Below are 17,099 nucleotides of genomic sequence, written 5' to 3' on the forward strand. Positions count from 1 at the left end.
TCCGGGCGCTTCATTCCAGCAAACGAAAAAGGCGCCCTGCGGCGCCTTTTTCGTTGAAACGGTAGAGGATTTCAGTTGCGCGACTGCAGCTTGCTCAGCAAGCGCAGCATCTCCAGATACAGCCACACCAGGGTCACCAGCAGGCCGAACGCGCCGTACCATTCCATGTACTTCGGCGCGCCCTGTTGCGCACCTTGTTCGATGAAATCGAAATCCAGCACCAGATTCAGTGCTGCCACGATCACCACCACCACGCTGAAGCCGATCCCCAGCAGGCTGTTGCCGTTGATGAAACTCATGCCCTGGAAGCCGAACAGGTTCATGCCCAGCTGGGCCAGGTACATCAAGGCGATGCCGCCGGTGGCCGCGACCACGCCGAGCTTGAAGTTTTCGGTTGCCTTGATCAGGCCGCTGCGGTAGGCCATCAGCAGCGCGGCCAGGGTGCCGAAGGTGGCCAGCACGGCTTGGGTCACGATGCCGGGGTAGCGCAGTTCGAACATCGCCGAGATCGCGCCGAGGAACAGGCCTTCGAGCGCCGCGTAGAGCGGGGCAGTGACCGGCGACCACTCTTTCTTGAAGATGGTGATCAGCGCAACCACGAAACCGCCGATTGCGCCGCCCCAGACGTAGGGCATGATCGCGCCGGGGTTGCCGGCCTGCAGGGCAGCGGAGAATTGCGTCCAGCTGAACAGTGCGCCGGCCAAGGTCAGTACGAGCAGGAATGCGGTCTTGTTGACCGTGCCGCTGAGGGTCATCGTGCTGCCGTCGTCACGAATGACGCTGCCGCTGCCGAGATCGAGGAAGGTCTTGTCGGAAAGTGCGGGGTTGCCGCTGCGCATGATGGCCATGGAATCTGACGTGCTCGCTGGTTGACGCGGAAGAACCGCTTGCCGCGAGCATAGCCTGTCTTCGTGCGCTTGGGCGAAGCCCCGCTGAACGTCGGTTGCGTGGGTGGTGCGAAAGGCCGGGCTCGCACTTCGGGCAACACGGGTTGCTCAATGTTGCCCGCCGAGCATGGATGCTCGGTCGGCAATCAATCACACAAGTGATTGATTGCATTGGCCTCCGTCCGGGCGACTGCGGGAGGTGCGTGCGCTGACAGGTCCTGGATGGTCTTGTGCTGCCTTGCCTTGGGGTTCGCCCACGGCAAGGCCTGCTGCCGCAGTCCCCTGTCGGCATCTTGCCTTCGGAAATCGGCTGGCGCATAGTTTCTTCACGTCCTGTCCAACCGGACGTCACCGAAGGGGGTGAACATGGAGACCGCACAGGCGAGGCGCCACACCACCGCATGCCCGTTTCGGGCCAGTCGGGTCGGCGCAGTCGATCCCCGCCCCGTCGCGCGTATTGCAGTATGCCGCAGGCATCGCCCACGCCTGGCCTTGGCATGCATGAGCGTGCTGCTGTCCAGCCCGGGCTTGGCGTTCGCCGGCGATGACAGTACCAAACCCGCCCCCGGCGTGGCCGAGATACTGAATTACGACTACGTCTACCTCAGCAGGAACGGCACCGAGTCGGACCAGCAGTCAGGCGGCGGCACAGCCGCGGGCGGCTACAAGAGCGTCCGGGAGCACCTGCATGTCTTTGGTTCGTATGACGACGGAGCGATGTATGCCGGCAGCCATCCGAATTGGGATTACGACCTGAAGACGCTGCGGGTCGGTGCGGGGGGACATTTCTTCATCGGCAAGCGCACCGTGTTCGCGCCCTCGGTGTCGATTTTCTATAGTCACGGCACGGTCATGGACGCGAGTTGGAGTGCCCCGCACCGAATCAGTGGCACCGGCTATATCGCCCAGTTCGAGCTGCGGCACGCGGTCAATCGCTGGCTGGAACTGACGGCGGCGGCCCGCCGCACGAAATCCATCGACGGCAGCTCCAACGAACTCATCGGCGGGGTGATGTTGCATGTCCACCGCAACTGGGCGTTCGGTGTCATGGAGCATCAACGCGATCACAAGGCGTCGACCGAGTTGACCGTGCGGTATTACTACTGAGGCGGCTCCAGTCGCGGCGATTGCGGGAGGGCGACAGGAGTTCGTTCGGGACGCTGCGAATAAAGGTCAAGTAAATGCAGTGACCTTCGGCGTCTGCCTTAGGCATGGTGCGATGTCGATGCGCTGTCCTGGTGCGAAAGGCGGGACTCGAACCCGCACGCCTTGCGGCACTGGAACCTAAATCCAGGGCGTCTACCAATTCCGCCACTTTCGCCTTGCATGGATTGTAGCTGCGCGGATCGGCGCTGCGCTGGGCCCGCACGGTGGGCGAACCGCGGGTGCGAATCCGTGCGTCGCATGACCAAAAGAAAACGCCCGGCGTGATGCCGGGCGTTTCCAACGCTGGTGGGCCGTCAAGGATTCGAACCTTGGACCAATTGATTAAGAGTCAACTGCTCTACCAGCTGAGCTAACGGCCCGAATGGAATGCGAATTGTAGCAAGCCCCCGACGATTGCAAAAGCACCCGGCGGGCGGTGAAGGTGGGGTGGCTGATGGGACTCGAACCCACGACATCTGGAATCACAATCCAGGACTCTAACCAGCTGAGCTACAGCCACCATAAAACTGAACAACCCGATGCACGCCTCCTTGGAACACCTGCCGATCGCGTCCGGATGCCCGGCACGGCCACCGCGATGGCGCGCCCGGCAGGACTCGAACCTGCAACCGCCGGCTTAGAAGGCCGGTGCTCTATCCGGTTGAGCTACGGGCGCCGAACCGGAGTCTGAACGATGCGGTGCCGGATTGGTCGGGGTAGAGGGATTCGAACCCCCGACATCCTGCTCCCAAAGCAGGCGCGCTACCAGACTGCGCTATACCCCGCCGGCGGCACCGCCCCGGAGCTGCGCACGACGATCCCTGTCAAGCACACCCACGGAGGGTCGCGCATTGTCGGCTGTCTCCACGGCGGCTGTCAACGCTCGCATGGGCCTCCCGGACGTGACAGGACACCCCTGGATGAGCGAAACTATCGCGTTCTGCGACGATGATCGCTGGCCGTGCCCGGGTGGCGCGCCCGTTCCGTCGTGACCATTCAGTCAACGTGGATCCCCCGGATCCACACTTAGGAGTCATCGCATCATGCAAGTTTCGGTCGAGTCCACCGGCTCCCTCGAGCGCCGCGTCATCTTCAGCCTGCCCGCGGGCGACATCGATGCCCAGGTCGGCAGCCGCCTGCGCGAAATCGCGCGCACTGTGCGCATCAAGGGCTTTCGGCCCGGCAAGGTGCCGTCGAAGGTGGTCGAGCAGCGCTTTGGTGACCAGGTTCGCGCCGAAATCGTCGATGGCCTGCTGCGTGAAGGCCTGGACCGCGCAGTGCGCGAAAACGAGCTGAAAGTGGCTGGCTTGCCTAGGCTCAGCCCCGAGGAGGGAGCAGCGGAAGGCGAGCTCAAGTACGTCGCTTCCGTCGAATTGGTGCCGGACTTCGGCGAACTTGACATGGAGAAGCTCGAAGTCGTCCGCCACACCGCGGAAGTCGCCGAAACCGACATCGACCGGATGGTGGAAAACCTGCGGGCACAGCGTGCGACTTGGCACAAGGTCGATCGCGCAGCCCAGCCCGGCGACCTTGCCAACCTCGAGATTTCCAGCCTCGTCGATGGCGTGCGCGCCCCGGCGGAAGGGATGGAAAAGTCGAGCACCGTCCTGGGTTCGGCAGGAATCTATCCGGAAGTCGAGGCGGCCATTGTCGGCATGCACTCGGGCGAGGAGAAGACCCTCGACGTCACCCTGCCGGCGGATTGGCACAACCCGCAGTTCGCTGGCAAGACCGTGACCTCGACCTTCCGCTTGATTGAAGCTTCCGAGCAGGTGCTACCCGAGATCGGCGCCGCGTTCATCCGCAGCTTCGGCGTGAAGAGTGGCGAGGTCGAGCAGTTCCGCAGTGAAATCCGCAGCAACCTCGAGCGTGAACTCAAGGGCGCGTTGATGCATCGGCTGCGGACCGCGGTCGGCGATCAGTTGGTGGCCACCTACAAGGACGTCGAACTGCCACCGCGCTTGGTCGAGTCCGAGGCACACAATCTGCAGGCGAACGCTGCCGAGGATGCGCGTCGGCGCGGCCAACAGCTCACGGCGACCTTCGATGCGTTCCAGGACGCCGCGCGCAAGCGCGTGCTGGTCGCGTTGCTGGTCGGCGAAGTTGCCCGTCGCAACGGCCTGCAGTTGGAGCGTGAGCGGCTGGAGGAAATGCTGCGCCTGATCGCCTCCACCTACGAACAACCCGAGCAGGTGTTCGCGCTGTACCGCAATGATCCGCGGATGATGCAGAACTTGCAGAACCGGGTCATGGAGGAGCAGGTCATCGACTGGATCGCCGAGCGTGCCAAGCACACCGAACAGGCGATCAGCTTCCAGGAAGCGCTGGAGCGTTGAATAGATCGTGGGAACTTCCCCGGCCCTGCCAGACTCCATGCATCGAAGGCGAGACGAACACATGACGATGGATCCGACCAAAGCCCTGAACCTGGTGCCGATGGTGGTCGAACAGACCAGTCGGGGCGAGCGCGCCTACGACATCTACTCGCGCCTGTTGAAGGAGCGTGTGATCTTTCTGGTCGGCGGGATCGACGATCACGTCGCCAACGTGGTGCTGGCGCAGATGCTGTTCCTCGAGGCCGAGAATCCCGAGAAGGACATCAGCCTGTACATCAACTCACCCGGCGGGATCGTGACGGCCGGCATGGCGATCTACGACACCATGCAGTACATCAAGCCCGACGTGAGTACGATCTGCGTCGGCCAAGCCTGTTCGATGGGCGCGGTGCTGCTGGCGGCGGGCGCTGCGGGCAAGCGTTATGCGCTGCCCAATTCGCGGGTGATGATCCACCAGCCGCTGGGCGGGGCCCAGGGCCAAGCCACCGACATCGACATCCAGGCGCGCGAAATCCTGACCATGCGCGAGCGACTGAACGAGATCCTGGCTCGCCACACCGGCCAGCCGATCGAGACCATCGCCCGCGACACCGACCGCGACAACTTCAAGAGTGCGCAGGCGGCACGCGAGTACGGACTGGTGGACGAAGTCCTCAACCGACGTCCGGACGAGTCGGTCCAGGCAGGCTGATCCTGGGGGGGTAGCGGTATCCGTCGCGGCCTGCACCGTTCGCGCGGACGTGGTGTATCCTCGGCCCAGACAGGCGCCGATACGTAATGAGTGGCGAGAGCGAATGAGCGAAGACCGATCCGGGCGCAACAGCGGCGACAGTGGCAAGATCCTGTACTGCTCTTTCTGCGGGAAGAGCCAGCACGAGGTCCGCAAGCTGATCGCCGGCCCCAGCGTGTTCATCTGCGATGAATGCGTGGATCTGTGCAATGACATCATCCGCGAGGAACTGGAAGACAAGACCCAGTCCACGCGCAGTTCGCTGCCCAAGCCGCGTGAAATCCTCGACGTGCTTGACCAATACGTGATCGGCCAGCAGCGTGCCAAGCGCACCCTGGCAGTGGCGGTCTACAACCACTACAAGCGCATCGAGAGTCGGCAGAAGAACGACGACGTCGAGCTGGCCAAGTCCAACATCCTGTTGGTCGGTCCGACCGGCTCGGGCAAGACCCTGCTGGCGGAGACGCTGGCGCGGATGCTCAACGTGCCGTTCACCATGGCCGATGCCACCACGCTCACCGAAGCCGGCTACGTCGGCGAGGACGTGGAAAACATCATCCAGAAGCTGCTGCAGAAGTGCGATTACGACGTCGAGAAGGCGCAGCACGGGATTGTCTACATCGACGAAATCGACAAGATCTCGCGCAAGAGCGAGAACCCGTCGATCACCCGCGATGTCTCCGGCGAAGGCGTGCAGCAGGCGCTGCTGAAGCTGATCGAAGGCACCCTCGCCAGCGTGCCGCCGCAGGGCGGGCGCAAGCATCCACAGCAGGAATTCCTGCAGGTCGACACCCGCAACATCCTGTTCATCGTCGGCGGCGCGTTCGCCGGCCTCGACAAGGTGATCCAGCAGCGGTCGACCGAGTCCGGCGGCATTGGCTTCGGCGCCAAGGTCAAGAGCAGCGAGCGCAAGGCCGATGTCGGCCAGGTGCTGGCCCAGGTCGAGCCGGAAGACCTGATCAAGTATGGCCTGATCCCCGAGTTCGTCGGTCGCCTGCCGGTGGTCGCTACCTTGGAGGAACTCGATGAGTCCGCGCTGGTGAAGATCCTCACCGAGCCCAAGAACGCCATCACCAAGCAGTTCAGGAAACTGTTCGAGATGGAAGGCGTCGAACTCGAAATCCGTCCGGACGCGTTGGCCGCGATCGCACGCAAGGCACTCAAGCGCAAGACTGGCGCCCGCGGCCTGCGCACGATCGTCGAATCCACCCTGCTCGACACCATGTTCGAGCTGCCGTCGCTCGAGAACGTCAGCAAGGTCGTGGTCGACGAGTCGGTGATCGAGCACAAGTCCGAGCCGTACCTGATCTACCAGAACGCGCCCTTGCCTGCAAAGGCCGCGTCGGCGGACTGAACGTCGGCGGCAACAGTGCCCGGCGGCGGGTCCGCAAGGGCCGCGCCAGGTATTCAAACGATTGAATTTTAACGTGTTTTTGCGCGATTTCGATCGGCGCTTGCAACCTGCGCCTGGCAGCCCCATAACGCTTGGTGACCCTTGGAACATCCGGGGTTCCTTGGCAGGGTGCGTCGCCCATGCAGTCTGGAGAATCCATGTCCGATACCGCCCGTCCCGATTCCATCGTCTTTCCGGTCTTGCCGCTGCGCGATGTCGTGGTGTTCCCGCATATGGTGATCCCGCTGTTCGTGGGCCGCGAGAAGTCGATCCGCGCGCTCGACAAGGCGGTTGAAGGGGACAAGCGCATCCTGCTGGTCGCGCAGAAGGTCGCGGAAACCGACGACCCCGGCGCCGCCGACATGCATGCCGTTGGTACCGTGGCCCAGGTGCTGCAATTGCTCAAGCTGCCCGATGGAACCATCAAAGTGCTGGTGGAAGGCTTGGAGCGTGCCCGGGTGGACGGGATGCACGATGGCGATGGTGCGCTGTTCGCCAACGCGACCGTGGTCGTCGAGACAACCCAACGTTCGCCTCGCGAGATCGAAGCGGTCGGACGCACCCTCTTGTCGCAGTTCGAGCAATACATCAAGGCCAACCGCAAGTTGCCTCCGGAATTGCTGCAGACGCTCTCCGGCATCGAGGATGTCGGCAAGCTGGCAGATACGGTGGCTGCACACTTGGGCGTACGCTTGGTCGACAAGCAGAAGCTGCTGGAAACCTTCGATGCCGGCGACCGTCTGGAGTTGCTTGTCGGGCTGGTCGATGGCGAGCTCGACGTCCAGCAGATGGAAAAGCGCATCCGCGGCCGGGTCAAGTCGCAGATGGAACGCGGCCAGCGCGAGTACTACCTCAACGAACAGATGAAGGCGATCCAGAAGGAACTGGGCGAGCTGGATGACGTGCCCAACGACCTCGACCAACTGGCCAAGCGGATTGCCGAAGCCGGGATGCCGAAGGCGGTCGAGGCCAAGGCGAAGTCCGAGCTGGCCAAGCTCAAACAAATGTCGCCAATGTCGGCCGAGGCTGGCGTGGTGCGCAATTACCTCGACTGGTTGCTGGGCGTGCCGTGGAAGAAGCGCAGCAAGATCCGCAAGGACCTCAAGGCCGCGCAGCGCACCCTGGATGCCGATCACTACGGGCTGGAGAAGGTCAAGGAGCGCATCCTCGAATATCTCGCCGTGCAATCGCGGGTTTCACGGATGAAGGGGCCGATCCTGTGCCTGGTCGGGCCGCCTGGCGTGGGCAAGACTTCGCTCGGGCAGAGCATCGCCCGGGTGACCAATCGCAAGTTCGTGCGGATGGCGCTGGGCGGCGTACGCGACGAAGCCGAGATCCGCGGCCACCGGCGTACCTACGTCGGGTCGATGCCGGGCCGGATCGTGCAGAACCTCAACAAGGCCGGCACCAAGAACCCGCTGTTCATGCTCGACGAGATCGACAAGATGTCGATGGACTTCCGCGGCGATCCTTCATCAGCGCTGCTGGAAGTGCTCGACCCCGAACAGAACCACACTTTCAATGACCACTATCTCGAGGTCGATCTCGACCTGTCGGAGGTGATGTTCATCGCCACTTCCAACTCGCTGAACATCCCGGGACCGCTGCTGGATCGCATGGAAGTGATCCGCATCCCTGGATACACCGAGGAAGAGAAGCTCAACATCGCCACCCGCTACCTGGTGCCCAAGCAGCTCAAGGCCAATGGCCTGCGCGAAGGCGAGCTGGTGATCGAGGAGTCGGCGATCGTCGATATCGTGCGTTACTACACGCGTGAATCGGGCGTGCGCAACCTCGAGCGCGAGATCGCGCGGATCGCGCGCAAGGTGGTCAAGGAGATTGCGCTCAAGGGGCCACAAACGAAGCTTGCAAAGGGCAAGGCTCGCAAGGCCAAGCCGGTCGTGGTCAGCGCGAAGAACCTCGACAAGTATCTCGGCGTGCAGCGCTTCGATTTCGGCCGCGCCGAAGCCGAGAACGAGATTGGGCTGGTGACCGGGTTGGCGTGGACCGAGGTCGGGGGCGACTTGCTGCAGATCGAATCCACCCTGGTGCCGGGCAAGGGTGCGGTGATCCTCACCGGACAGCTTGGCGACGTGATGAAGGAGTCGGCATCGACTGCATTGTCGGTCGTGCGTGCGCGCACCGAACGGCTCGGGATCGATATCGATTTCCTGCAGAAGCATGACCTGCACATCCACGTGCCGGATGGCGCCACGCCGAAGGACGGGCCGAGTGCGGGCATTGCGATGGCGACCTCGTTGGTGTCGATGCTGACCAAGGTGCCCGTGCGCCACGACATCGCGATGACCGGTGAAATCACCTTGCGCGGCAAGGTGAGCGCGATCGGCGGACTGAAGGAAAAGCTGCTGGCCGCGCTGCGTGGCGGCATCACCACGGTGCTGATCCCGGATGAGAACCGCAAGGACCTCGCCGACATCCCCGCGACGGTACTCGGCAAGTTGAAAATCGTGCCGGTGAAGTGGGTCGATGAGGTGCTGGATCTCGCGCTGGAACGTCCGCTCGTGGTGAAGGCGAGTGAAGGATCGCGTGCGACCGGGGCGAAGACCCGTGCACGCGGCAAGTCCGGAGCGCGGCCTTCAGTGAAGCACTGAAGGGTGCCGCGCGCCGAAACCACGCTTCCCGGGTCCATCGAGTCCGTCCTGGCGTCGCCAGGGCTTCGATGTTTTCCTGCGGATGATTGCCATCCGACGCATCGCGCGCTGGCTCCCCGTATCGATGCCTCGGCGTATCCCTGCGGCAACGGGTTCGCAGGGCAGGCTTGATTCGAACGAATCAATCACTTGCATCGGGAATCCAAGGCAGTTCGTCCCCGTGAATGGGTGGCCGGTCGGGTCGAATGCGGTTTCCCGGGCCCTGAGTTCCGCAATCTGTGCTGAAACCCGCACCAGCACTAGCTTTCGTGTTGCATGCGGGCAAATGCGCTGGTATAAGGTCGAAGACCGTGGCGCGCATGTTGGCGCTGCGGCAAATCCGGGCCGGTGACAGGGGAGCGTCGCAGGACCCGGCCAACCCTTTACGAGCGTCCTTCCCGCAACGGAGCCAATACACCAATGAACAAAGCCGATTTCATCGAAGCCGTGGCCGATGCCGCGGAACTCACCAAGGCCGATGCCGGTCGCGCCGTCGACGCGATGATCGCCGCTGTCACCAAAGCCCTCAAGAAGGGCGACTCGGTCACCTTGGTCGGCTTCGGGACCTTCTCTGTCCGCAAGCGCGGCGCCCGCACCGGTCGTAATCCGCGCACTGGCGACACCATCAAGATCAAGGCCTCGAAGAACCCGGCGTTCAAGGCCGGCAAGGCGCTCAAGGACGCGGTCAACTGATCGCATTCGGTCGTGCATCGCGTCACGAGAAGCCCGGCCTCCGCCGGGCTTTTTCGTTGCAAGGACCTGCGTTGCATGCCATGGGTTCCACCGATCGCCACGCGCTGCGATAATGCCGCAGCAGGGCACTTAGCTCAGCGGTAGAGCGGCTCCCTTACAAGGAGCGGGTCGGGGGTTCGATCCCCTCAGTGCCCACCATGGTTCCAATACGAACGTGCAACCTGCGCACGTGATGTTCCGCGGGTGTTCCGGGACGAATGGGTGGTCTCTCGGACTGGGCACGTATTGCGCATGCCCGACGCCTCAGCTACACTTGTCGTTCTCTGCGGAGTGGTAGTTCAGTCGGTTAGAATGCTGGCCTGTCACGCCGGAGGTCGCGGGTTCGAGTCCCGTCCACTCCGCCAGAATCAACCCGAAGCCCCGCAGCGATGCGGGGCTTTTCTTTTGCAAGCGCGCAATCGGGGAGCCGCGCGTCGCCGGTCGCGCTAAACTAGAGGGCTCGACCCCAGCGCAAGTCCATCATGCTGCAAGCCCTACGCGACAAGACCACCGGTTGGATTGCCGGCACCATCCTCACGATCGTGACGGTTCCATTCGCCTTCTTCGGCATGGAGTCGTACATGCAGCAGCAGGTGGAAACCTACATAGCCCGGATTGCCCAGCCACCGTCCTGGTGGACCACAGCGCCCGACGTCTGGCCGGTCAGCTACCTGTGGACGACGGCCGACATCGAACCCGATGCCTTCCGCCAGAGGATGGATGCGATGCGCGAAAGCGTGCGCGCTCGGCAGGGTGAGAACTTCGATCCAAAGCAGTTCGAATCCAAGGACAACAAGCGCCGGATACTCGACGTGCTGATCGACGAGCAGGTGATGCAGTTCGCGGCCATGAGCGATCACATCTCGATCGGTGACGACGACGTGCGCAAAGCCATCCTCGCGCTTCCGGACTTCCAGGTCGATGGCGTATTCAACGCGGATCGCTACCAGTTGATCCTTGCCGCACAGATGCCGCCACTGTCTCCCCAGGCATTCCAGGCCAAGATCCGGGACCAGTTGAGGGACGACCTGATTCCCGACGGGGTCGAGAACTCGGCCTTCGTCACCGAGGCGGAAGTCAATCGATTGGTGCGGCTGTTGGGAGAGCGGCGCGACGTCAACTGGGTGCAACTGCCAGTTCCGCCGCTTGACACCACGCCGGTGACTGACGCCCAGATCAGCAACTGGTACAACGCCCACCGCGCAGATTTCCGCCGACCGGAAACGCTTCGCCTAGAATACATCCTGGTGGACGGCAGCAACCTGCCCAAGGCGGCGACTGACGAGGCAACCCTGCGTCGCCTGTATCAGGAGCAGATCACAAGGTATTCAACCCCCGAGCAACGCGACGTGTCCGACATCCTGGTGCAGGTCGCCGCCGATGCCAGCGATGCCGACAGGAAGGCAGCCGAGGGCCGTGCCAACCGAATCGCTGCGCAGGCCCGTTCGGCTGGCGCCGACTTCGCGGCATTGGCGCGATCCAACTCCGATGATCCCGTGTCCAAGGCCAACGGCGGCAGCTTGGGCATGATGTCCAAGGGTACGATGCCGGGCGCATTCGACGACGCCGTGTTCGCGATGCGTGCCGGTGAGGTGCGCGGCCCGGTGAGGATCGGCAATGACTGGCACATCCTCAAGGTGAATGAGATCAAGCCGGGCGTGCAGCGTTCGTTCGAGGACGTGCGCCCGGAACTGGAGCGTGCGCAGCAGGAAGGTTCGCAGGAGCGCGCGTTCAACGACATGATCGGCAAGCTGGTGGACGAGTTGCTGAAGTCGCCGAATTCGTTGGGGCCTGCGGCCAGGGCGATGGGGCTGGTCGTGCAGACCACGCCTGCGTTCACTCGCGCTGGGGGGGCGGGCATCGCCAGCGAACAGAAGGTGCTGAGAGCGGCGTTTTCAGACCAGTTGATCCAGGATGGAACCGCGAGTGATCCGATCGAACTGGGACCGAACAAGTCTGTCCTGATCCGGGTTTTCGACCACCAGCAGGAACGCCCGCTGCTCTTGGCACAGGCGCGTGATGCCGTGATCGCAGCAATCCGCGCCGACCGCCAGCGCCGGGCAGCGGCTGCGGCAGCCGATGCGCTGCTCGCGGCTGCGCAGGCCAAGGGCCTGGAAGCCGCCGCGGCCGAAGCGAAGCTGCCGATGGGTGGGCTGGAGGGGATGCAGCGCGGCATGCCGATTCCTTCGCAACAGGCGGCGGACGTGCTGTTCAACCAGCCGCGCCCTGAACAGGACCGCCCGCGGATCGGCAAGGCGATGGTCTCCGGCCAATACATGGTGTTTGCCATTCGTGCCGTGCACGATGGAGATATCAGCCAGGCCACGGCACAGGATCGCGCGTCCATACGCCAGCAGATGTCGCAGGCAAACGGCATGCGTGCACGCGAAGCGTTCACCCGCGCCCTGCGCGCCCGCTACCAGATCAAGGTGGCGGAAGACCGGCTGTAAGGCCGCGTGCGGGTCTGGATGTGAAAACGCCCGGCATGCCCGGGCGTTTTCGTGTCGAGCATTCGCGAAGGATCAGTCGATCCCGCTCATGCCCATGATGTTGTAGCCGGCATCGACATAGGTGACTTCACCGGTGATGCCATTGGCGAGGTCGGAGCAGAGGAAGGCGGCGGCATTGCCGACGTCCTCGATGGTGACCACGCGGCGTAGCGGTGCGGCGGCTTCGAACTGGCTGAGCATCTTGCGGAAGTTGGCGACACCGCTGGCGGCGAGGGTGCGGATCGGACCGGCCGATATGGCATTCACGCGGGTACCTTCCGGGCCGAGGGCCATCGCCATGTAACGCACGGTGGCTTCCAGCGAGGCCTTCGCCACGCCCATCGTGTTGTAGTTGGCCAGGGCGCGTTCGGCACCGAGGTAGGACAGGGTCAGGATGCTGCCATTGCGGCCTTTCATCAGCGGGCGCGCGGCCTTGCCCAGCGCGGCCAGCGAGTAGGCGCTGATGTCGTGGGCGATGTGGTAGCGCTCGCGGTTGATCCCATCGAGGAAATCGCCTTCGATGGCCTCGCGCGGCGCGAACGCGATGCAGTGGACGAGGATGTCGAAGCCCTCGCTCCAATGCGTGCCGAGTTCGGCGAAGCAGGCGTCGATCTGGCCGTCATCGGCCACATCCAACGGAAGCACGATCCTGCTGCCGTATTCGGCGGCGGCGTCTTCGACCCGCGACTTCAATTTTTCGTTCTGGTAGGTCAACGCCAGTTCGGCGCCTTCGCGATGGAAGGCGTCGGCAATGCCGGTGGCGATCGAACGCTGGCTGGCGATGCCGGTGACCAGCGCACGCTTGCCTTGCAGGAATCCCATGGTGTCTCCTTGGAGTGGACGCGTGATCGCGCCTTGGGCGAGTAGGCTAGTTTGCCGTGTCGGGCTGGCTGCGGCCAGTGCGGGTTCAGGCGGGTTCAGGCGCGGAACGCGTCCTTCCACGCACGCAGGGTTGCGAACACGGCGGTCGCATCCGCCAGTGGCTGCCCTGCGTGGCGCTCGGCCGCGGCATGCACTGCAGCCGCCTCACAGCGCAGGAAGGGATTGCAGGCGAGTTCCTCGCCGAGATGCGACGGCAGGCTGGGTTGGCCATTTCCACGCAGGGCTCGCACGTGCTGCACGCGCGTGCGCAGTGCCGTGTTGTGCGGATCGACGCTGAGCGCGAAGGCGGCGTTGGACGCGGTGTACTCGTGGGCGCAGCAGACCCGCGTGTCGGCGGCAAGCGCGGCCAGTCGCGACAACGAGGCGTGCATCTGCGGCGCAGTGCCCTCGAACAGTCGCCCGCAGCCGAGGCTGAACAGGGTATCGCCGCAGAACAGCAGGCCTTCGCCGTGGTAGGCCACGTGGCTGCGGGTGTGGCCGGGCACGCCAATGACGTCGAACTGCCAAGGTCCAACGGCAAGCCTGTCGCCATCTGCAACGCGGTGGGTGGCATGGGCGATGCGCGGATCCTGCGGGGCATGCACGGGGACATCCGGCCATCGCGCCAGCAAGGCAGGAAGGCCGCCGATATGGTCGTCGTGATGATGCGTGATCAGGATCGCGTGCGGCGATGGGCCATCGGATAATTCGGCCAGCACCGGCGTGGCATCGCCGGGATCCACGATCAACGCACGCCCGGCCGGATCGCGCAGCAGCCAGATGTAGTTGTCGTCGAAGGCGGGCAGGGCGAGCAGGTCCAACGTCTGGTGCGCCGTGATGGGTTCTGGGCCGCAATCTTCGCATTGCCCGCGTGCTTGGGTCATGCGCCGGGTTCGGTCGTGACGTCATCGAATCTTTCCAGCAGAATCCACGGATGCGATCCGTCCTTCGACGTCCACCCGATCCGGTTGCAGCGGAAGCCTGGTTCTCGGGGCCGGCCGGTCGGGCGCTGTTGGCAAGTGAAGCGCCCAGCGTGCGGGCGGCCCTGCAGCAATTCCCGCGCCAGCGGTGCTTGTGGCTGGGTCCGTCCGCGGTGGAATTGCCGGAGGACGGGATGCAGCCGCCGCTGCGCCTGCATCCGGTTGCTGAAGGACGGCTGGGCGGCGACCTGTGTTGCACTTTGCCATTGCCGCTGGCCAGCGAGTGCTGTGCGCAGGTCGTCGTGCAGCATGCCTGCGAGGTGGTGGACGATCCCGCTTTCTTGCTCGACGAATGTGCGCGGGTGCTGATCCCCGGCGGCTGGCTGTGGCTGTTCGCCTGCAATCCTCTCGCTCCTTGGCGATTGCACTGGAGTGGCCACGGCCTGCGGGGACGGGAGCCAACGACCTGGCGTCGCTGGTTGCGTGCCGGTGGCTTGGTGCCGGAGCCCGTCTCTCTGGGGTTGGGGCCGGGATGGCGAGGGGGCGTCGCCATGCCACCACGGCGTGGCGTCGGATTGCGCCCAGCGTTCCTGCTGCGTAGCGAGAAACGCAGCCTGCCGTTGACCCCGGTGCGCAGGCCGCGGCCCATTGGCCTGCATGCGGGCACCCCGGCATGACCGGGCATGCGCGCAAGCAGGTGGATATCCACACCGATGGTGCCTGCCTTGGCAACCCGGGGCCGGGTGGATGGGCGGCGCTGTTGCGTTGGGGCGGGCATGAACGTGAGCTTGCAGACGGGGAAACACTGACCACCAACAACCGGATGGAACTGATGGCGACGATCGCCGCGCTGGAGGTCCTGCGCGAAGCCTGCGACGTGGTCCTGACCACGGACTCGCAGTACGTGCGGCAGGGCATCACCGAGTGGCTGGACGCTTGGGTACGTCGTGGATGGAAGACCTCGGGCGGGGCTGCTGTCAAGAACAGGGATCTCTGGGAACGGCTGGCGCTGGCAGAACGTCGGCACACCGTCGAGTGGCGATGGGTCAAGGGCCACTCGGGCAACCCGGACAATGAACGCGTCGACCTGCTGGCGCGCACGCAGGCACAACGCTACCGGGAATTGGCAGGCTGATGCGACAGATCGTACTGGACACCGAAACCACCGGGCTGGAGTGGAAATCCGGCAATCGCGTCGTGGAAATCGGCTGCGTGGAGTTGCTCGAGCGCCGCCGCAGCGGGCGCATCTTCCATCGCTACCTCAACCCGGATCGGGACATGGAGCCTCGGGCGCAGGAAATCACCGGGCTGACCCGCGAGTTCCTGTCCGACAAGCCGCGCTTCGCTGAAGTTGCGAATGAATTCCTGACGTTCATTACGGGAGCGGAACTGATCATCCACAATGCGGCCTTCGACATCGGGTTCCTCGATGCCGAGCTGGCGCGCCTGGACGGCATGGGGCGGATCGGCGACCGCTGCAGCGTCGAGGACACGGTGCTGCTGGCGCGCCAGCGTTTTCCTGGCCAACACAACACCCTGAATGCCCTGTGCAAGCGGCTCGGAGTGGACAACTCGCAACGGCAGTTGCACGGCGCCCTGTTGGACGCACAGATCCTTGTCGACGTCTACATCGCCCTGACCTCCGGGCAGGGCGAGATCGGGTTTGCCGACGAGTCGGCTCCTGTCGGGACCACTGCGGGCACTTGGACAGGTCTTCCCGCCAGTGTCGGTAGCGCAGCGTTGCGTCCCAGGGTGCTGGTGTCGGAGGACGAGGTCGCCGCGCACGTTGCGAGGCTTGCGCAATTGCAGGGCAAGGCTGGGCGCTGCTTGTGGCTGGAGTCCGAAGCCGCCGAAACGAGCCAAGACGGGAAGGCGCCGGCGCGTCTCGAGGAGGGATGATCGGGCCGCGGTCGCAAGCCGAATTGCGGATCTTCAGTGGCGGCGGACGAGGATGGCGGTGACGTTGTCAGAGCCACCACCATCGAGCGCCGCGGCGATCAGGCTGTCGACGCATTCTTGGGCGCTGCATTCGACGTGGTTCAGCACCTGCGCGATCTGGCTGTCATCCACTTCCTCGGTCAGGCCGTCGCTGCACAGCAGCAACTGCATGCCGGGGCGCAGCTCGCCACTCAGGGTTTCGACGTTGAGCTGCTCGGGGGCCGTGACCCCCAGGGCCTGGGTCACGACGTTGCGATGGGGATGGCTGCGTGCCTGCGCGGGACTGATCGCACCCTGCGCGATCAACTCTTGCACGTAGCTGTGGTCCTGGGACAGTTGGGTCAGGGCCCCGTCGCGCCACAGGTAGACCCGGCTATCGCCCACCCAGGCCACTTCAAAACGGCCCTGGGCGATCTGCATGGCGACGATGGTGGTTCCCATCGGCAAGCTGTCACCGCGACGCTTGGAACAGCGAATGATTTCTTCATCCGCGATCCGGATTGCTTCGGCCAGGTGTTTGCCGGCCCCGATCTCGCGCACGATGGCTTCGCGGGCCATTGCGCTGGCCACCTCGCCATAGGCGTGCCCGCCCATGCCATCGGCCACCAGCCACAGGCCCAGATCAGCGTCACCGTAATAGGTGTCTTCGTTCAGCTCGCGCCGCAGGCCGACATGCGTCAGGTGTCCGAATTCGATCATGCGGTCGGCGTGGGGTCAGGTGTCTTAAGAATTGCAACGCAATTGATCGGGAAAACCGGACGCGATGGCAGGTAATGCCGTGCGACGAAGGCGCGTGATGATCGCACTGTCGCGTGGATTTTCGCAGTCCCTTCACATGCAAAGCGTGACGACGTGCTTTGATGCGTGACTTCTGGCAGGGGTGTTGCGGGACACGCAAAACGCCCCACGAGGGGGCAAGCCATTCGTGCTGCGGTCGGGATAGACGCGGGCCATCCTTGGCCCGCGCCCTGCGGGCAGCCTGCGGCTGTCCGGGTTCGCTCCAAGCGAACCCGTCG

Annotated in this window: 14 protein-coding genes and 7 tRNA genes; 12 read left to right on the forward strand and 9 right to left on the reverse strand. The window is 64.1% G+C overall.

Features of this window, described 5'->3' with window-relative positions; translation table 11 throughout:
* Positions 1–71: 71 nt before the first annotated feature.
* The gene (locus IT472_RS04520; protein WP_297179036.1) at positions 72–839 is read right to left on the reverse strand and encodes a Bax inhibitor-1/YccA family protein; all 768 of its coding nucleotides are present in this window, start codon (positions 837–839) and stop codon (positions 72–74) included.
* Positions 840–1,388: 549 nt separating this feature from the next.
* On the opposite strand from IT472_RS04520, the gene IT472_RS04525 reads away from it, so the two are divergent.
* Entirely contained in the window at positions 1,389–1,994 is a 606-nt protein-coding gene (locus tag IT472_RS04525) for a hypothetical protein (RefSeq protein WP_297179038.1), read from the forward strand.
* A gap of 129 nt (positions 1,995–2,123) precedes the next feature.
* Here the strand turns inward: IT472_RS04525 and IT472_RS04530 are convergent.
* The 5 genes from IT472_RS04530 to IT472_RS04550 all read right to left on the reverse strand — a co-directional run bounded on the left by IT472_RS04530 (position 2,124) and on the right by IT472_RS04550 (position 2,818).
* Positions 2,124–2,208 (reverse strand) — tRNA-Leu (locus IT472_RS04530).
* A gap of 129 nt (positions 2,209–2,337) precedes the next feature.
* Positions 2,338–2,413, reverse strand: a tRNA-Lys gene (locus IT472_RS04535).
* Positions 2,414–2,476: 63 nt separating this feature from the next.
* Positions 2,477–2,553: transfer RNA gene (locus tag IT472_RS04540), tRNA-His, on the reverse strand.
* A gap of 79 nt (positions 2,554–2,632) precedes the next feature.
* Positions 2,633–2,709, reverse strand: a tRNA-Arg gene (locus IT472_RS04545).
* 32 nt (positions 2,710–2,741) lie between these two features.
* A tRNA-Pro gene (locus IT472_RS04550) sits at positions 2,742–2,818 on the reverse strand.
* A 258-nt stretch (positions 2,819–3,076) separates the two neighbouring features.
* Here IT472_RS04550 and tig point away from each other — a divergent pair.
* The 8 genes from tig to IT472_RS04590 all read left to right on the forward strand — a co-directional run bounded on the left by tig (position 3,077) and on the right by IT472_RS04590 (position 12,325).
* Positions 3,077–4,369: a trigger factor gene (tig, locus tag IT472_RS04555; protein ID WP_297179041.1), complete on the forward strand. Its 1,293-nt coding sequence runs from the start codon at positions 3,077–3,079 to the stop codon at positions 4,367–4,369.
* Between the two features lie 61 nt (positions 4,370–4,430).
* Positions 4,431–5,060, forward strand: a complete 630-nt coding sequence (gene clpP, locus IT472_RS04560) for an ATP-dependent Clp endopeptidase proteolytic subunit ClpP (protein ID WP_297179044.1) — start codon at positions 4,431–4,433, stop codon at positions 5,058–5,060.
* 103 nt (positions 5,061–5,163) lie between these two features.
* Positions 5,164–6,453 (forward strand): ATP-dependent Clp protease ATP-binding subunit ClpX, encoded by a 1,290-nt coding sequence (gene clpX / locus IT472_RS04565; protein ID WP_297179047.1) that lies wholly within the window; start codon positions 5,164–5,166, stop codon positions 6,451–6,453.
* A gap of 197 nt (positions 6,454–6,650) precedes the next feature.
* Positions 6,651–9,104, forward strand: a complete 2,454-nt coding sequence (lon, locus tag IT472_RS04570) for an endopeptidase La (protein ID WP_297179050.1) — start codon at positions 6,651–6,653, stop codon at positions 9,102–9,104.
* Between the two features lie 459 nt (positions 9,105–9,563).
* Positions 9,564–9,836 carry an HU family DNA-binding protein gene (locus IT472_RS04575; protein WP_297179053.1) on the forward strand — a complete coding sequence of 91 codons (273 nt, stop codon included), beginning with the start codon at positions 9,564–9,566 and terminating at the stop codon, positions 9,834–9,836.
* 123 nt (positions 9,837–9,959) lie between these two features.
* Positions 9,960–10,034, forward strand: a tRNA-Val gene (locus tag IT472_RS04580).
* Positions 10,035–10,163: 129 nt separating this feature from the next.
* A tRNA-Asp gene (locus IT472_RS04585) sits at positions 10,164–10,240 on the forward strand.
* Positions 10,241–10,357: 117 nt separating this feature from the next.
* Positions 10,358–12,325 carry a peptidyl-prolyl cis-trans isomerase gene (locus tag IT472_RS04590; RefSeq protein WP_297179056.1) on the forward strand — a complete coding sequence of 656 codons (1,968 nt, stop codon included), beginning with the start codon at positions 10,358–10,360 and terminating at the stop codon, positions 12,323–12,325.
* 72 nt (positions 12,326–12,397) lie between these two features.
* Here IT472_RS04590 and IT472_RS04595 read toward each other — a convergent pair whose 3' ends face one another.
* Both IT472_RS04595 and gloB read right to left on the reverse strand, forming a co-directional pair.
* Positions 12,398–13,186: an enoyl-ACP reductase gene (locus IT472_RS04595; protein WP_297179059.1), complete on the reverse strand. Its 789-nt coding sequence runs from the start codon at positions 13,184–13,186 to the stop codon at positions 12,398–12,400.
* Between the two features lie 95 nt (positions 13,187–13,281).
* On the reverse strand, positions 13,282–14,046 hold the full coding sequence (gene gloB, locus IT472_RS04600) for a hydroxyacylglutathione hydrolase (protein WP_297179073.1): 765 nt from the start codon (positions 14,044–14,046) through the stop codon (positions 13,282–13,284).
* A gap of 113 nt (positions 14,047–14,159) precedes the next feature.
* On the opposite strand from gloB, the gene IT472_RS04605 reads away from it, so the two are divergent.
* From IT472_RS04605 to dnaQ, 3 genes are read left to right on the forward strand one after another with little or no spacing between them, the layout of a single operon-like run.
* Positions 14,160–14,822: a methyltransferase domain-containing protein gene (locus IT472_RS04605; RefSeq protein WP_297179062.1), complete on the forward strand. Its 663-nt coding sequence runs from the start codon at positions 14,160–14,162 to the stop codon at positions 14,820–14,822.
* Positions 14,819–15,280 (forward strand): ribonuclease HI, encoded by a 462-nt coding sequence (gene rnhA, locus IT472_RS04610; RefSeq protein WP_297179064.1) that lies wholly within the window; start codon positions 14,819–14,821, stop codon positions 15,278–15,280. The genes IT472_RS04605 and rnhA overlap by 4 nt, the downstream gene beginning before the upstream one ends.
* Complete coding sequence (dnaQ, locus tag IT472_RS04615; protein WP_297179067.1) at positions 15,280–16,044, forward strand: DNA polymerase III subunit epsilon; 765 nt, start codon at positions 15,280–15,282, stop codon at positions 16,042–16,044. Before rnhA ends, dnaQ begins: the two co-directional genes overlap by 1 nt.
* A gap of 33 nt (positions 16,045–16,077) precedes the next feature.
* On the opposite strand, the gene IT472_RS04620 is transcribed toward dnaQ, so the two are convergent.
* A complete protein-coding gene (locus tag IT472_RS04620; RefSeq protein WP_297179070.1) occupies positions 16,078–16,782 on the reverse strand; it encodes a protein phosphatase 2C domain-containing protein in 705 nt (234 codons plus the stop codon).
* Between the last annotated feature and the right edge of the window lie 317 nt (positions 16,783–17,099).

It is taken from the genome of Thermomonas sp. (assembly GCF_020850895.1).
Lineage (GTDB): Bacteria > Pseudomonadota > Gammaproteobacteria > Xanthomonadales > Xanthomonadaceae > Thermomonas.

Excerpts from the sequence above, each read along its gene's own strand:
- IT472_RS04520 (WP_297179036.1), bottom strand. The coding sequence starts at position 839 with ATGCGCAGCGGCAACCCCGCACTTTCCGACAAGACCTTCCTCGATCTC.
- clpP (WP_297179044.1), top strand. The coding sequence starts at position 4,431 with ATGACGATGGATCCGACCAAAGCCCTGAACCTGGTGCCGATGGTGGTC.
- lon (WP_297179050.1), top strand. The coding sequence starts at position 6,651 with ATGTCCGATACCGCCCGTCCCGATTCCATCGTCTTTCCGGTCTTGCCG.
- tig (WP_297179041.1), top strand. The coding sequence starts at position 3,077 with ATGCAAGTTTCGGTCGAGTCCACCGGCTCCCTCGAGCGCCGCGTCATC.
- IT472_RS04525 (WP_297179038.1), top strand. The coding sequence starts at position 1,389 with ATGAGCGTGCTGCTGTCCAGCCCGGGCTTGGCGTTCGCCGGCGATGAC.
- rnhA (WP_297179064.1), top strand. The coding sequence starts at position 14,819 with ATGACCGGGCATGCGCGCAAGCAGGTGGATATCCACACCGATGGTGCC.
- IT472_RS04575 (WP_297179053.1), top strand. The coding sequence starts at position 9,564 with ATGAACAAAGCCGATTTCATCGAAGCCGTGGCCGATGCCGCGGAACTC.
- IT472_RS04620 (WP_297179070.1), bottom strand. The coding sequence starts at position 16,782 with ATGATCGAATTCGGACACCTGACGCATGTCGGCCTGCGGCGCGAGCTG.
- clpX (WP_297179047.1), top strand. The coding sequence starts at position 5,164 with ATGAGCGAAGACCGATCCGGGCGCAACAGCGGCGACAGTGGCAAGATC.
- IT472_RS04595 (WP_297179059.1), bottom strand. The coding sequence starts at position 13,186 with ATGGGATTCCTGCAAGGCAAGCGTGCGCTGGTCACCGGCATCGCCAGC.
- IT472_RS04605 (WP_297179062.1), top strand. The coding sequence starts at position 14,160 with ATGCGATCCGTCCTTCGACGTCCACCCGATCCGGTTGCAGCGGAAGCC.
- IT472_RS04590 (WP_297179056.1), top strand. The coding sequence starts at position 10,358 with ATGCTGCAAGCCCTACGCGACAAGACCACCGGTTGGATTGCCGGCACC.
- dnaQ (WP_297179067.1), top strand. The coding sequence starts at position 15,280 with ATGCGACAGATCGTACTGGACACCGAAACCACCGGGCTGGAGTGGAAA.